The organism is Sphingopyxis sp. Soil_C_28 (genome assembly GCF_057657055.1).
Genome location: NZ_JBDGJE010000003.1, coordinates 705,874 through 721,489, shown reverse-complemented (window position 1 = coordinate 721,489; position 15,616 = coordinate 705,874). Strand labels below are relative to the sequence as shown.

The 15,616-nt window shown below is 59.3% G+C and carries 14 protein-coding genes; 3 read left to right on the top strand and 11 right to left on the bottom strand.

The features are described from left to right. Positions 1–287: 287 nt before the first annotated feature. The 11 genes from AC3A43_RS16885 to AC3A43_RS16835 form a co-directional block, all read right to left on the bottom strand. Positions 288–683 (bottom strand): hypothetical protein, encoded by a 396-nt coding sequence (locus AC3A43_RS16885; RefSeq protein ID WP_487793697.1) that lies wholly within the window; start codon positions 681–683, stop codon positions 288–290. Between the two features lie 26 nt (positions 684–709). After that, complete coding sequence (locus AC3A43_RS16880) at positions 710–1,555, bottom strand: hypothetical protein (RefSeq protein ID WP_487793696.1); 846 nt, start codon at positions 1,553–1,555, stop codon at positions 710–712. A 148-nt stretch (positions 1,556–1,703) separates the two neighbouring features. Beyond that, positions 1,704–2,147: a hypothetical protein gene (locus tag AC3A43_RS16875; RefSeq protein ID WP_487793695.1), complete on the bottom strand. Its 444-nt coding sequence runs from the start codon at positions 2,145–2,147 to the stop codon at positions 1,704–1,706. Between the two features lie 20 nt (positions 2,148–2,167). After that, on the bottom strand, positions 2,168–2,974 hold the full coding sequence (locus AC3A43_RS16870) for a hypothetical protein (protein ID WP_487793694.1): 807 nt from the start codon (positions 2,972–2,974) through the stop codon (positions 2,168–2,170). 46 nt (positions 2,975–3,020) lie between these two features. Further along, positions 3,021–3,788: a Fic family protein gene (locus AC3A43_RS16865; RefSeq protein ID WP_487793693.1), complete on the bottom strand. Its 768-nt coding sequence runs from the start codon at positions 3,786–3,788 to the stop codon at positions 3,021–3,023. Positions 3,789–3,838: 50 nt separating this feature from the next. After that, entirely contained in the window at positions 3,839–6,004 is a 2,166-nt protein-coding gene (locus tag AC3A43_RS16860; RefSeq protein WP_487793692.1) for a peptidase domain-containing ABC transporter, read from the bottom strand. Then, positions 6,001–7,254, bottom strand: a complete 1,254-nt coding sequence (locus tag AC3A43_RS16855; RefSeq protein ID WP_487793691.1) for an HlyD family secretion protein — start codon at positions 7,252–7,254, stop codon at positions 6,001–6,003. The genes AC3A43_RS16860 and AC3A43_RS16855 overlap by 4 nt, the downstream gene beginning before the upstream one ends. Before the next feature lie 321 nt (positions 7,255–7,575). After that, positions 7,576–8,226, bottom strand: a complete 651-nt coding sequence (locus AC3A43_RS16850) for a class II aldolase/adducin family protein (RefSeq protein ID WP_487793690.1) — start codon at positions 8,224–8,226, stop codon at positions 7,576–7,578. Beyond that, positions 8,223–9,167 carry a carbohydrate kinase family protein gene (locus AC3A43_RS16845; protein ID WP_487793689.1) on the bottom strand — a complete coding sequence of 315 codons (945 nt, stop codon included), beginning with the start codon at positions 9,165–9,167 and terminating at the stop codon, positions 8,223–8,225. Before AC3A43_RS16845 ends, AC3A43_RS16850 begins: the two co-directional genes overlap by 4 nt. Before the next feature lies 1 nt (position 9,168). Beyond that, positions 9,169–10,443, bottom strand: a complete 1,275-nt coding sequence (locus AC3A43_RS16840; protein WP_487793688.1) for an aminotransferase class III-fold pyridoxal phosphate-dependent enzyme — start codon at positions 10,441–10,443, stop codon at positions 9,169–9,171. A gap of 18 nt (positions 10,444–10,461) precedes the next feature. After that, a complete protein-coding gene (locus tag AC3A43_RS16835) occupies positions 10,462–12,699 on the bottom strand; it encodes a TonB-dependent receptor (protein WP_487793687.1) in 2,238 nt (745 codons plus the stop codon). 155 nt (positions 12,700–12,854) lie between these two features. On the opposite strand from AC3A43_RS16835, the gene AC3A43_RS16830 reads away from it, so the two are divergent. From AC3A43_RS16830 to AC3A43_RS16820, 3 genes are all read left to right on the top strand, one after another. After that, positions 12,855–13,517 carry a TetR/AcrR family transcriptional regulator gene (locus tag AC3A43_RS16830; RefSeq protein WP_487793686.1) on the top strand — a complete coding sequence of 221 codons (663 nt, stop codon included), beginning with the start codon at positions 12,855–12,857 and terminating at the stop codon, positions 13,515–13,517. Then, positions 13,514–14,653: an MFS transporter gene (locus AC3A43_RS16825; protein ID WP_487793685.1), complete on the top strand. Its 1,140-nt coding sequence runs from the start codon at positions 13,514–13,516 to the stop codon at positions 14,651–14,653. Before AC3A43_RS16830 ends, AC3A43_RS16825 begins: the two co-directional genes overlap by 4 nt. A gap of 62 nt (positions 14,654–14,715) precedes the next feature. After that, a protein-coding gene (locus AC3A43_RS16820; protein ID WP_487793792.1) for an IS5 family transposase occupies positions 14,716–15,476 on the top strand; the annotation gives its coding sequence in 2 pieces (ribosomal slippage) (positions 14,716–15,040 and positions 15,040–15,476; 762 coding nt in all). Positions 15,477–15,616 lie beyond the last annotated feature (140 nt).

Sequence of the window (15,616 nt, the reverse complement as noted above, 5' to 3'; positions counted from 1 at the left end):
TGCAGACCTGGTGTGAGCGCGATGGCGTTGACCTTCCGGTCCTGAACGGCGGGGTGGGTATCGCTGCCCTCTAGTCACGCCACGTCAAGTGCAACCTGGGCAGGCCCAGATACAACACCGTGTTGGCCCCTGCGGCAGCAGTCCTCCGTCGCTAGAGCGAGACCACCTGTTCCCTCCCGCCGCGCACCTCGGTATTCTGGCGTCGGGTGCCGTGGTTTGGAGGGAGGAGTCATGTGGAATTGTGGGAAAATCCGATCCTTCGATCGCAGCGCTGTTACGCGACAACGTCAGCGCGCATCATCGATCAACCCCCGCTCGTTAAATTTGAACAGAATGCTCGGAGGAAGCTTCTCCCTGACCGATTCCAACTGTGATAACTTCATCTCAGCCGAAATTCTCAGGACTCCTTCGGCCTCTCCGCATTTCGTAATTATAATCTGGTCAATGCTTCGACGCTGCGCCTGTTCGCTCAGAAAGGCAGCAATTCCAGGAACTTCCGCACCGTTTACCTTGACGCTCGCAATGTTTCCCCGGTCGCCGCTCTTCCAATCGTTCTCGTAAAGAAACGAGACTTTGTCATTCGCTCCGCATGCGAAAGAAACTTCCGACTGGACCCTGTCAGGTGATATCGCTTCTGTATGCGATATAGAAATTTGCGACAGGAGAAGCGCGAGCAAGATCATAATTTCCTCCGAATAATATAAGCGGTCTAACTACAAGAGCTTGTCCTCTCAGTCCCCGAGAGGCCAATGCCACTGCTCTTCTGCGCAGCGGTCAGACCTTCATAATAGGCCTTCTGTGACAATTTGAACTCGCGCGTGATCCCGTCGGGACCGGTTATCCAAAGTGAGGGATCATAGCTGGGATTGTTGGGCGCATAGGTATCCTTCAACGACTGCAACTGTTGCCAGTCATTAACAACGCCGTCCGCAGCGCCGGACGGGTAATTCTGTTCAATCCCGCCGCTCCCGGAAGCGTGCGAATGCCAAGTTCCTGCCACATCGGCGCTCGCCGCGAATGACATATTTACTCCCCGAGCTTTGTCATCGGAGTAAATTGAGTCTTGATAAGCCCCGTAGGTCCCGTTGGCATTGCGCACGATAATCGCGCCGAATTCAACATTGGTCCAATCATTGCCAGTCGCTGTCTCCAACGGGGTCGTCGGGCCGGACGCGCCACCAGGCAAAGAGCCCATGACATGTTTGGCGACTTGCACCGCCGCGCCGTCATCGGTCGAACAATCCTGAGTGTGCGGCGCTACGACGTGTCCTACGCCGGTACTCCCGCCGCCACCGCCACCGCCGGTAGAGCCGGAGTTACCCGTGGGTGCGTAATATGACCAATACCCGCTCATGCCCGACGTGCCGGTGTAACCATCCATCGACACAGCGGTTGGAACAGCAATCCAGAGCCACATGCCCCCGCCGCTACCGCCGCCGCCGCCGCCGCCGCCGCCGGGATTGTACCCGGGCAATCCCATGAACTCGTCCCAATAGTCGGATGACGATGTTCCACCCGCCACCAAATCAAGCTCATATTCCGATAAATGTCTCATTTTCTCGGCCCCTCTATTTGGATTTGGAATTTGTTATTAAAATTAATTAGATAGCCTGCGCTCATGCGCGACAAGGCCGATGGGCGCTAATCCTGGCTGGAGGAAAGTTGGGGAGCGCACTGGCGGGCGGGCATTTGCAATCGCGTTCTCAAAAATTGAAGCCGCCCGGCGTTGTTACGCCCTGAAGAGCTGCGTTTATGGATTCGCACGGCGGTCCACCGAAATAATGCGGGGGCCATGGACGAAAACGTCCCTCACTATCGCGAACATAGCCAATGGTGCGAACACCAGAGAACATTGCCACTTCAAACTGTACAAACCATTCATCCTTGACCAAAAAAGCTTGTACGAACCTCGTTTGACGATGCCCCCTCTCGACGCCGACGGGAGCGTCGGTTTTTAAGAGCGGCGCGTCACGCTCTCCCATCCCTTTCGGATCGAAAGCATCTAGATGCTCTCGAATCTCTTGAGGCAGATCCGTAAGGTTGCTGGCAACCGAAGTCGCTCGAATTTCCTTAGCGCAGGTTTGCGCCAAAGCAGGTTCCGCCCCAAAAGCCGTCACCAAAAGGATCGCTGAGAGAGACAATTTCATTCGAAAACTCCGACGTTGGACTAGGGACAGCCGGGACGAACAAGCGTGTAAGTCGACGACGTTGAGGAGACGGAATTATACATGCCGTTACGATTGTGATTGTCACGGCTAGTATCGTATTTTTGGTCGCCGGCAGCCGCGTTCATCTCACGCGCGATTTGATTTGCTATAAGGATAACCGAGGCCTCTGTGGATGGGCCTGCCAGTCCGGGGCTCCCCGCATGCACCAATTCATGAGCCAAAATCATGATCGGAGAGAGAGTATAGGTTGTTCCGTTGGAATTGGTTCCCGTAATAGATACAAATGGGTCCCATGTGATGTCATTTGTGATGCTATCGAAGCTAGCCTGCGGACCCGTTCCGTTCAGATTCGCCTTGACCAAATTTATGTCCACCCCGTTGTTCGCGGCCGCATCAATATACGACTTTGCGGTAGATGAGCCGGCAGCAAGCAACGCTAAAGCAGTTTTGGCCGCCTCTACGTCGGCAGGACAATCGCGGCCCTCGAGATCTACACTTGTCGACCCGCTTGCACCGCCCGGCTGGGTGCTATTTCCGCCGGTAGGACCAGTTGGGCCCCCCGCATGGGACGAGAATGCCCAATAGCCGCTCCACGAAGGCGTATTGGGCCCGCCTCCGACTGACACAGAGACTGGAACGGGCACCCAGTACCACATACCGTATCCGCCGGAGCCCCCGCCTCCGCCGCCGCCGCCGCCGCCAAACCCGTTGCCGTTATCAAAAGTCCCAGATCCGTCGGGATAGAAATCGGAAGAACTTGTGCCGCCGGCAACCAAATCAAGCTCATATTCCGACAAAAGTCTCATTTCCCGCCCCCCTCTACTCGAATGTGGAATTTGTCATGAAAATGAATTATTTAACGGCCTGAATTTGACTTGAGAATTTTAAGGCGTCAACAAAGAATCCAGTCAAGGGCTCCCACTCGCCTCCGTATAACGCGCGCCGAAGTTTGATAAGAAATCCGCCGTTACTGAGCTGGCCTAATGGCGAGAGCGGGAGAAAATGATCCGATCTGGATATATTTCTCATGAGCAGATTGAACAGCACGCGGGCGGTGCGGCCATTTGCGTCCCTGAAGGGATGGGCGTGGATCACGCCAGCATAGGCGATAACGGCGCACAACCCTGGATGACGTTCAAAATTCGCCATGACGATCAATGCCAGCCTTTGAAGCAGCGGCTCGCACAATTGCGCTGGCGGGAAAACGATCACGTTGCCGGCCTCATCAGGCCGAATGACCATGTGGCCCCGCCTGATCGCGGTACCGCCGCCCCCGACTGCGCGGTGGATCTGAAAGAGGAAATCGATGAAATGCGACCCGTCAGCAAAGATATCAGGCGTTTCGCGCCGTTCGATATGCGTTGTTGCCCGAAGTTCAATCGCTGCTTTGCGCGCGAACGCTTCTCCATCCCAAGCATTCTCGTTGCGAGTATATGCTTCGAGGGAATCAAAAAGCCTCGGAAAATCATTTCGAATTTGCGCAACATTACCGCTGCCGCGTTCTATCAAAGCCTTGATCGAGAGGTCACTTGATCGACAGGCGTTTCGGCCGGCCACCAGAATTTCCTCGTTGAGAATTTTAAGTGCGATCGAGGTTTCAGGGGTGGGCGCGAGCAGCACATGCGGTACTGCTGTTTTGCGCCCCGCTATTCGATTTCGGAAATCACCGCTCACTGATCGGGGACCGGGGCACCCAAGGGCGCTGTCATATTCCGGATCGTGTGGGGATAAATTTGTCCTTCCACGACGGAAATCACCCTGTTCGCGGCCGTAATCGATTGCGAGCGATGTGCGATTACAATGCGCGTCAAATTTATACTGGCAAGGGACTCCAGGACCATCGCTTCGTTTTGCGGATCGAGATGAGCGGTGCCTTCGTCAATAAACAGGATTTGTGGCCGGTGGTAGAGCGCTCGCGCCAAAAGAACGCGCTGCTTTTGTCCACCCGAAAGAACCGATCCCATATCGCCGATCATCGTATCGAACCGCATCGGCATCTTGTTTATGTCGTCAAAGATGCACGCGAGCCGCGCGACTTCTTCGACCCGTGCCATGTCGATATCCGGGTCGAAGAACGCGATATTGTCTGCAAGCGATCCCGCGAACAAATCATCATCCTGCGCGACCGAGCCGATCACACTCCGCGCCCTGCGCTGGTCAAACGAAGTCAACTGGCGGCCACCGACTAGCACTTCGCCATGGGTGGGGATGAACAGACCCATCATGATCTTGATCAATGTGGTCTTGCCGCCGCCCGAGGGGCCGACGAGCGCGACCATCTCGCCCGGCTCGATCTTGAGGTTTAGGCCTTGCAATACCTCCGGCTCTCCGATGCCATAACGGTAGCGAACGCTTCTGAGTTCGATTCCCCGGTTATAATCGGGCACATCGTTCGATGCCTGTTTACCGTCATTCTCGGTCCGTGAGAGCGCAATGTCCGAGATGCGGGTCAAGTGCACCTGGATGATCTTGAAGTTGATCGCTTGCTCGACCAACCGCATGCCAGCGCCAAGAAACTGGTCCTTATACGCCTGAAACGCGAAGACCATGCCAATGGAGAGCTTGGCGTCGAGCGCGAGCCGGATCGCGACATAGACAAACGCGATCTTTTCGATGGCGAGCACAAACTGCCCCATCGCGTCGAACCCGGCCGTCAAACGACCGAGTTTGACCTGAGCATTGATCGCGTCGACCTTCGTCTTTTGCCAGAGGCGCTGGCGATTGCCTTCCTGGCCGAACGCCTTGATCGCGGCTATCCCGCGCACGGTTTCGATGAAACTACTATTTTCGCGCGCGGCCGTGGTGATCGCATCAAGGTTCTTGAGGCGAAGGGCTTGGAGGAATGCCAAGCGGACCGCGATGTAAAGGGCAAGTGCCGTGACAGCTATTCCGCCCAATATGCCCGAATAGATTAACATCAAGGTCAAGGTTAGCAATGCCATCACGCCGTCTATGAAGGCGGCAATCATTCCTTGGCTCAAAAGCTGGCTGATCGGCTGCGTAGATCCGAAGCGGGAAATGATGTCGCCGACATGGCGCTTTTCAAACCACTCGAGTGGCAAGCGCACAAGGTGGCGGAACAGGTTGACGACTACCTGATAAGATAGCGAGTTGCTCAATGTCAAAAGGATGAGCGACCGCAGCCAGCTTGCCATGAAATTGATCACGGTGAGTCCGCCGAAGCCGAGCGCCAACATCAATAGCAAATCGCGATCAAAGCTCGGGAACACCGTATCGATCGAGAGTTGGAGGAAGAAAGGCGAGGCTAGCACGACGAGCTGCAACACCAGCGACAGCAGGACGACCTGCCGGATCGTCATCCAGAAGCCCGACATCGAGGACCAAAGCTGGGTTATGCCAAGCTGGGCTCGCTCCATCTTCGGCTTGAAGCTTTCCGATTTCAGGAGATCCAGCGCAACGCCGGTAAAATGACGCGACATGTCCTCTCGGGAGAGTCTCAGCGCTCCACGAGCCGGATCGTGAATATGGTAGCGCGTCCCGCGCAGGCCCGCGCTGATCTTCGTCAACACGACAAAATGATTGAGGTTCCAGTGGAGGATCGCGGGCAGCGACAGATGCGGCAGATCCTCAATCTCGCCCCGAAGCGGGTGCGCGTTGAAGCCAATATCTTCAGCAACCTGAATCACCTGTTTCAAGGTGGCGCCCTTCAGGGACATGCCATAGCGCTGGCGCAGTGCGACCAAATCGGTCTTGTAACCATGATATCCCGCGACCATCGCGACGCAGGCCAGCGCACATTCACTGCCCTCGCTTTGCGCTACGTACGGCGTCCGCCGCTTGCCGCCGAAATCCAGAAGGTCCGTCGCGGCGTTCACGACGTTCGCTTCAGTACCGCATTGAGAGGCTGGAGCAGCCACTGGAGGAAGCTCTGCCGCTCAAGCACAATATTCGCTTTCAAGGTCATCCCTGGTTGAAGCGGAACCTTGTCGCCATAGGCCGCGACCCTTTGACCATCGAGCGCCACTGTCACGCGGTATACGGCCTCTTCCAGTTTTATTGGTATCTCGCTTTCGCGCGGGTCGATTACGATGCGCGAAACCGATTGCACCTTGCCGCCGAAGCTGCCGAACCGCTGATAGGGAAATGCGTCGTAAAGGATACGGGTTTCCTGTCCGGGGCGGACGAAACCGATCGCGCGTGTCGGTGCATAAAGCTCGGCCTTGAGGCGGCTTTTGTCCGGCACAATGACCATCAAGGGCAGGCTCGGATTGGCCGTGCGGCCGATGGCCGTTTGCAGGGCCGTCACACGCCCCGAGATCGGGGCGGTTACGATATAGCCTTGCTCGCCTTCGATCTGCGCCTGTTGCTGCGCGATCGCCTCCAAATTCGATTGAATTTCCGAAACTGCTTGCGCGGATTCTGCCGACGAACTGGCGATTTGAGCGCGCGCTTGCCTGGCGTCGGCCGTGCGCGCGAATAGTTGCTGGTGGAGCCCGGCTAGCTGCTGCTGCGAACTAATAAGAGTCTGACGGCGGCGCTCGAACTCCACTTTGCTCACGAAACCGCGCTCGACGACTTTTGCGATCTGGTCGTAGAGATTCCGGTTCGATGCGACGACTTCTTCTTGCAATGCGATCTGCTCGCGCAGGCTGGCGGCTTGATCTTCCGCCGACGCCATGGCGGCTAGCAGTCTACCGGTATCGGCAGCGGCACGGCGAGACGAGAGCCCCACCTGTGACTGCGCCAGCCGTCGCCGTGCCTCCAAGGCTTCGAGGCCTCGGCTTGCGACAGTCTTGCCCGCCGCTGCCCGCCGGTCTAGGTTAATGACGGCCAGCCGATCGCCTGCCTTCACCAACTGCCCCTCGGTCGCCTGAAGTTCAGTGACCACGCCTGACTGGACGGCGACAACCTTTGCCGATGGTACGTCGGTGATCAATATTCCCGGAACGGTCTCGATCCGCGCATAGGTTCCCAGCGAGAGCCATGTTCCGGCGATGAAAATAATCGTGAACAGTACGCCGACCATAAGACGAGTCGATAACGGCTGCGATAGAACAACCTGACCGTGCAACCGCGTCTTGCGATGCTCGGCTACTTCTTCCCGAAACAATTGCGACTGAGTCACCGAAGAATCATTTGCCGTTCGCCCCTACGCGCGTGTCATAGGAAATTGAAATCAATTGGGAAAGCCAGTTAAATTCAAAATCGATCGGCCAGCGCGACCGCGGCCAGTTGCTGACAACGCAACGCGCGTCACCTCTCTGCCGCGCCGGCGCTACGATGTCGACGTGGCGCCTCGCCCTGCTCTGATCGCATCTACAAAATTTCCGAGCGGACCGCTAACGACTGATCGCAGTCATAGGCGTGCCTTGGCCGTTTCCCGACCGACCGCTTACGGGAGGAGACCAGAGAATGCGGACATTAAGAACGTCATCTCAGACGACGATCAGCCCTTGGCCTCACGCTGGCCATATTGTCCGAAGGCCGTGAGGATCAGGTTCATCTCTGTGGCATCAAGCAGCTTCGGACCACCGATCGCAAGCGTGCCGCAATAGACCGCCGCCTGTTCCTCGATTTCCTCGGCAATCGCCATCGCAACCGCAAGCTTGGGACCCAACGCGATCAGACCGTGATTGGCCATCAGGCAGGCGAAACGCCCATCGAGCGTCTTCGCCACGCCCTCGGCAAGTTGCTCGCTGCCGAATGTCGCATAAGGCGCGACCGGGACGCTTGCCCCACCACTGACCGCGACCATGTAATGAAGCGGCGGGATCTCGCGGTGTGCGCAGGCGAGGATCGTCGAATGGCGAGCGTGACAGTGCACAATTGCGTTCGCATCGGCGCGCCGCTGATACAGGCCCATATGCATCCGGAATTCGCTCGATGGCCGTGCCGATCCTTCCGCAACGCGCCCATCGCCATCGACGAACACCATGAGGTCGGGGGTCAGGCGATCGGGGGTCACACCCGATGGTGTGACGAACATGCCCGATCCAAAACGCACCGAAAGATTGCCTGACGTCCCGCGATTCAGACCCCGCGCATCAAGCGTGCGCATCGCATCGACAAGCTGCTGCCGGGCTTCGTCTTCGGTCATCGGCTCTCTTCCTTTAACGGCGTATCGCGCATAAACGCCAAGGTCGCATCATAGCTTTCAAGCTTGCCCAGCGTGCCGACGCCGAGCGCGACCTGCGCTGCGGTCGCGACGCAGAAACGCAGCGCCTCGGCGGGGCTGAGGCCCTGCGCGCGGCCCGCGATATATCCGGCGCACAGACTGTCTCCGCAACTGGTCGTGTCGACGGGATCGATCCGGTGCGCGGGAACCTGGATTTGCTCGTCGGGGAGAATGAGCAGCGCCCCCTCACCCCCCATCTTGATTAGGCAGCCGCCCGCGCCGCGCGCCATAAAACGCCGTGCGCCCTCAAGCGGATCGTCAGTCCCGGCAAGCTCACGCACCTCGGCAAGGCTCGGCATGAACAGATCGACGTGCGGCAGGAGTGTATCGAGATCGGCCTGCGCCGCTTCCGACGGTGCGATCAGGTCACACGATGTGAATACACCGCGCGCCTGCGCGTCGCGCAGCAAATCGGCCCCCTTCCCTGCCGCGCCCGGAAAGCCCACACCGCCCCAGTGGACGGCGGCAGTATGGGCAAGCGCGGCAAAGACCGCATCGGTAACAGGCGCAAAAATGCTAGCCCCCATCATGTGCCAGTTCGGACGGTCGCCGTTGGGACGGATCGGCAGGACCGTGGTCGATGTCGGCCAGTCGGGATCGATGGCGAGCAGGCTCGTATCAACCCCGGCCGCGTCGAACATCGAACGGATCAGCAGGCCTTGCGGGTCGTCGCCGACTGCCGATGCGATGCCTGTGCACAGGCCGAGCTTCTGCGCGACGAGCGCGGTGCCGCCCGCGGTGCCGGCGGGAGACAGGACGATCTTGTCGACGATTTGCCCTGCCTCGTCTTCCGGTAGCGAGACCACCGGATGAACTGTGATGTCGATCGTCGTCAGGCCAATGGCGAGCAGGTCGAGCTGCACGTCAGCCGGCCGTCGTCGCCGCCAGCGCGACCAGGACCGGATGCGGGGCGAGTTCGCCGCGCCGGGCTGCGAGCGCCAAGAAGGCGTCATCGGCTGCGGCGAGCGTCAGATCGATGTCGGCATCGGTCATCGCGGCGCATAGGAACATATTGTGCCAGGGATGCATGTAAACGCCGCGTGAGAGCAGCTCCTCCACCCAACCATAGCCGACACGGAAGTCGGGATCATCGGCGAACATGATTTGCGGCATCTGGACCGGCCCTGTCTGGCGCAGGGTAAAGCCATGCTTTGTCGCTGCGACGTCGAGCCCCGATCGCAGGCGTTCGCCAAGGCGGACCATATGTTCAAGATAATCGCTCTCGCGGATGATCCGCAGCGTCTCGATCGCCGCAGCCATCGGCACGGCCGACAACCAGAAGGATCCGGTGGCGTAAATCGAACCGGCGCCTTCGCGGCAGCTGTCCGAGCCGAGCAACGCCGAGATCGGATGGCCATTCGCGAAGCATTTGCCCCATGCGCTGAGATCGGGCCGGATGCCTAGTTTGCTCCAGCTGCTGCCGCGCGCGAGGCGGAAGCCCGCGCGGACCTCATCGACGATCAGCATCGCCCCGGTCTGGTCGCAAAGTTCGCGTGCGCGGCGGGCGTAAGCCGGTTCCGGCGCTTCTTGGTCGATGAACGCGTCGTGGCGAAAGGGTGAGGCGAAGATTGCGGCAAGATCGTCGCCCGCGTCACGCACAGCGGCTTCGAGGCTCGCAACGTCGTTATAGGCATAGGTGCGGACATGCGCGCGATCTTCCGCGACCGTGCCCGCCGGGATCGGCGTGCACCAGGGCGCGGCGCCATGATAAGCGCCCTTGGCGACGAGCACGATCCGCTTGCCCGTTTGCGCGCGCGCGCTGCTCATCGCCATCGTCGTCGCGTCGGTGCCATTTTTGCAGAACATCGCCCAGTCGGCATGATCGACCATCGCAACCAGCGTTTCGGCAAGCTCGACCAGCAGCGGCGACGGCCCGGTGAGCGTGTCGCCGAGCACCGCCTGTGCCTTTGCGGCGGCATCGACGCGCTCGTCGCGATAGCCGAGTAGGCTCGGCCCATAGGCGCACATATAATCGAGATAGCGATTGCCATCGGCGTCCCAGATATAGGCGCCCTCGGCTTTGCTGAAAAATTGCGGGAAGCTGTCGGGCAGCATTCGCACCGATTCATGTCCGTACATCCCGTTCGGAATGACTTTCAACGCGCGCGCACGCAGCGCGGCATCCTTTACTCGGCTCATATCCATCTCGCTTGCTGGTCAGAATTTCAGGATTGCCTGGACGCCATAGGTCGCCGGATCATTATAGTTGATCTGGTCCATGGTCACGACAGGCGACACATAGGTGACGAAGCGCGTGCCGGTGACATTCTTTCCCCACAGCGCGAGTTCCAGATTCTCGTCGGCCGACAGCCACGACAGCCGGACATTCGCTGTGCCATAGGGTTTTACCCGATTGGCATGAACATTATCGGGTGTGAGGAAGGTTTCCGACTGGAGGCTGCCGTCGACGCGCAACCGCAACGCACTATCGCCCGGCAATGGCTGAGTGAGCGAGACGCCGGCCGAGATCGCGATTTCAGGCGCGTTGACAAGCTTGTTGCCCGAATAATCGTCGGCCGCCAGCGCAGTGAAATCCTTGTATCGTGCATGGAGAAAGCTTGCGTTGACGAAGGCGTTGAAATTGCGCGACGGCTGCGCCTGCAACTCGACTTCGGCGCCATAAAGCTCGGCATTGCCCGCGTTCAGCTTGCGCTGGACGGGCAATACCCCCGACGTGTCGAAAACGAACACCTGCAGGTCGCGATAGTCATAATAAAAGGCTGCAGCATTGAAACGCAGCGCGCGGCCAAGCAGGTCGCTCTTGAAGCCTGCCTCGTACGCGTAGAGCTTTTCCGAGCGGAACGGCTGGAGCTGCGCAGGGTCGCTAGACGATCCGCCAGCGAAGCCGCCGCTGTTATAACCCTTCGACGACGACGCGTAGAGGAGCAGGTCGTCGGTTGCCTGGAACGACAACGCAGCGCGCCACGACAGATCCTTGAACGTCTTCGAACCATTGAAATCAAGCACCGGCACGACGATCACATCGTCGAAGAAGCTGCGGAAATCAAAATCGATGCTGTCGACCGAATAGCGCAGACCACCGGTCAACGTCAGCCGGTCGGTCACCTTGACATCGGCCTGCGCAAAGGCGGCCCAGCTTTCGGTTTTCTGCGTATAGGGATAGGCGAAATTGCCGATCGAATTGACCGGGTCGAGCGTACCGAGCAGGTCGGCGGGATCGCGGAAGACACGGAGAATGTCAAACGCGCTTTCGGTGACGAGCTTGTCGTGGAAATAATAGCCCCCGACGATCCAGTTGACCGTTTCGCCATCGCGCGACTGAAGGCGCAGTTCCTGGCTATATTGCTGCGGCCGGTCGATATAAGTCGCGGTCAGCACATTGTTCGGGCTGGCATCGGTATCCTCGACCGTGCTGCGGCGGACCTGCTCATAAGCGCTGATCGATGTGAGCGTGACGCCGCCCATGTCGATGCTCGCAGTCAGCGAGGCGCCGAACACATTGACGCGCTCCTGCCCCTCGATGTCATAGTCGCCGGCATTGAGATCGCCATCGGTGTCGGCATAGCCAAGGCCGTCAAGCGGCACGCCGTCGGCGAAATTCGGATTGCCCGCAAAATCGATACCCGACCCGCGATGCTGGAATTGCCGCGCGCCGCCGCGGTTCTGACCGCCGTGCACGATCGCCCGGACCAATATGTCCGAGTTCGGCGTAAAATCGAGGATCGCGCGCCCCGCCCACATATCGAGGTCGTTGAGCTTGTTTCCGGTCACCCGGTTGAGGAGCCATCCGTCGCGGCGCAAATATGTGCCTGCGACGCGTGCCTTCAGCACATCGCCGACGATCGGACCGCCAACGCCGCCCTCGACCTGAACCTCATTGAAGCGACCATAGGATAGCGCGGCATTACCGGTGAATTCGTCGGTCGGCTTGCGCGACGAGAAACGGATCGCCCCCGCGGTGGTGTTGCGGCCGTACAACGTTCCCTGCGGCCCCTTCAGCACTTCAATGCCGTCACTATCGAAGACGTTGAACAGCTTGCCGGCATTTGCTCCAAGGAAGACATCGTCGACATAGACGCCGACCGCACCCGTCGTATTCGAATTGAAATCGCCGATGCCGACACCACGCAGGAACAGCGATGTTGTCGTTGCGGATGTGCCGGCCTGAGACGACAAGCCCGGAACGAGGATAGACAGATCACGCGGATCGCGAATGCCCACTTCGGCGAGCGCCTCGCCGCTGATCGCGGTGATGCTGATCGGCACATCCTGAATATTTTGCGAGCGCCGCTGGGCGGTGACGACGATGTCACCAATCCCTTCCTGTTGGGCGGCGGCAGCTACGGGGGAAGCTTCATCCGACTCCTGCGCCGCCGCGACTGCGGGGGCCAAAGCCAGCACCGAGACCGAAATCATTGCAAAACTGCGTTTCATCGACTTCCCCTTCTCCATTTTCGGATATTTATCCGGTTTAGAGAGCAAGAGGCCGCAAATGAGTCAAGGAAATTTCACATTCCCGACTTCCAAATCGGATAAAAGGTTGATTTGTTTTCTGCCATCGGTGATGCATGAAGGCGTGAGGAGCACGCATGACCATAGGTGAAATAACCCGCGCCGAGATCCGCCGCCCCGCGCAAAAGCGCAGCCGGGCACGGTTCGAAGCGATCCTCGACGGGGCCGAACGGCTGCTCGAGACCTTGCCTCCCTCCGCGATCAGCATCCATGCGATCGCTGCCGACGTCGGCATCTCGCCGCCATCAATCTATCATTTCTTTCCCGAACCGAACTTGGTGTTCAGCGCGCTGGCCGAGCGCTATCTGAAGCGATTCGAAGCCGGGGTGCTGACCGAAGTCCCACAAAACGTTGAGAGCTGGCAGGATTTGCAGACGCTGCAATATCGCGCCGGGCAAAAATGGTTCAACGACCACCCGGCTGCACGCCAGGTCCTGCTCGAAGGCCCGGCATGGTCTTCCGACATCCGCCTCCAGGATCTCGACAGCAATTTCGTGACGGCGGGACGCAGCATCGAGTTGATGACGCAAATGTTCGTGATGCCCGAAATTCCCAACCTGCATGACCGGCTCGTCGAGGTAATCGTGATCAATGATGCGATCTGGTCGCTCTCGATCCACCGCCACGGACTGATTACCGACGAGATGGAGGAACAGGCGCGCCGTGCACGCATCGCCTATTCACGGACATTTCTTCCCGAATATTTGCCGCTGCGCGCCGACTGGAAGACCGCGCCTTGACCGCTCCGCTGTCGCCGGTCACCGGCCGGACGCTCACTACCTCGATTTTGATCGGCTCGTGCGCGCTGCTCGTGCTCGGCGTTCAGCCCGTTCTGCTCGGCGCGATGGTCGAGGAAGGCCGCATTGCCGAAGCGCAGGTCGGCAATCTGGTCACGATCGAAATGCTCGCGATGGTTCTCGGCTCGCTTGCGGGGATCGGGCTGCTCCGCAAAATGGGCGCGCGCGTCGTGATCGGCCTTGCGGGGCTCCTCCTCGCCGCCATGAATCTCGCGATGACGAGCCAGTCGGGCATCGCAATCCTCTCATCATTGCGCGGAATGGCGGGACTCAGTGAAGGCGTGCTCGTGGCGTCCGCGCTTGTCGCCATTTCGCGCGTGGCGCGGGTCGAGCGCGCCAGCGCCATCTTCTTGGCTGCCCAGACATTGTTGCAGGCCGTTGTTGCGGCCACGCTTCCGTTTATCGTCGCCGGCAGTTCACGGACTGACACGGCGCTGCTGGCTCTCGCGATCGCCGGGGCAATCGCCGCGGCGGCCGCCTTGTCGCTTCCGCAGCATCTTGAACCGGCAGCCCCGGACAGCGAACGCGGCGCGCTGACGCCGGCAAGCCTCTCCGCTCTTTTGGGCGCAGGCCTGTTCCTCGGTGCGATCGTCTCGGTCTGGAGCTATTTCGGCCTCTGGCTCATCCACTATGGATATCCACCGACCTTCGAAGGTACCGCCATATCTTTATGCCTCGTCGCGCAGGTGATCGGCGCACTGACCGCGGCACGCTTCGGCGAGCGATTGCCGAACCGGCATACCATTTCGGCTTGCGCCCTCACCGGTGCTCTGCTGATTGCGCTCTTCTTCGCAGGCCGTGGCAACTCGACCGCGATCCTCGCTGTGAGCATGGCTTTCGGCTTTGTCTGGCTCTTCACCCTTCCCTTCTTCGCCGGATGGCTGATCGAAATCGATCCGGGCCGCCGTGCTGTCCTTTACCTCACGGCTTTTCAACTCGGGGGGGCTGCATTGCTCCCCTCGCTCGCGGGCATCGCCGTTGGCAGCTATTCGGTAGATGCAGCATTGATTTTCAGCGGCGCGATATTCCTTATATTGGCGGCAGTAACTTTCTTGGGCAAGGCCACAATCCGGCGCTAGGGTCAGGACCCATTGATTTGCGGTGACGGCTGTGATTCAGGCTTGGGTGAGGAGCCTGAATGATGAGTGATTTGTATTGGCTGACGGACGAGCAGATGGCGCGTCTTCAGCCGTATTTTCCGAAGAGCCATGGCCGCGAGCGGGTCGACGATCGACGGGTTTTGAGCGGGATCATCTTCGTCAACCGCAATGGGCTGAGGTGGCGCGATGCGCCGAGGGAGTATGGCCCGGCGAAGACGCTTTATAATCGCTGGAAGCGGTGGAGCGACAAAGGCATCTTCATCCGCATGATGGAGGCCTTGGCGACACCTCAAGCGCCCGAGCGCAAGACGATCATGATCGATGCGACCTATTTGAAGGCACACCGCACGGCGTCCAGCCTTGGGGTAAAAAAGGGGGTCCGGGACGCCTGATCGGCCGTACGAAGGGCGGTATGAACACCAAGCTTCATGCCGTGACCGATGGGAATGGCCGCCCGATCAGCTTCTTCATGACCGCCGGGCAGGTCAGCGATTACACTGGCGCAGCCGCTTTGCAGGGCAGTCTGCCCAAAGCGCAATGGATGCTCGCCGACCGGGGCTATGATGCCGACTGGTTCCGCGATGCCTTGCAGGAAAAGGGCATCACGCCCTGCATCCCGGGCCGGAAAATACGGAACAAGACCGTCAAATACGACAAGCGCCGCTACAAACGCCGCAACCGCATCGAGATCATGTTCGGCCTCCTCAAGGACTGGAGACGGGTCGCAACACGCTACGATCGGTGCCCGAAGGCCTTCTTCTCCGCCGTCGCCCTCGCCGCTACCGTCATCTTCTGGCTCTGATCAATGAGTCCTGACCCTAGGCGGCGCGCGGTCTCGATGTTGACCAGGCTGGCCATCATTCACAGCGCGCGGGTTAAATAAAAATCGAGATCAGCCCACAGGCCATGGATCTGTCGAAGCGCCTCGTCGAACCTTTGATG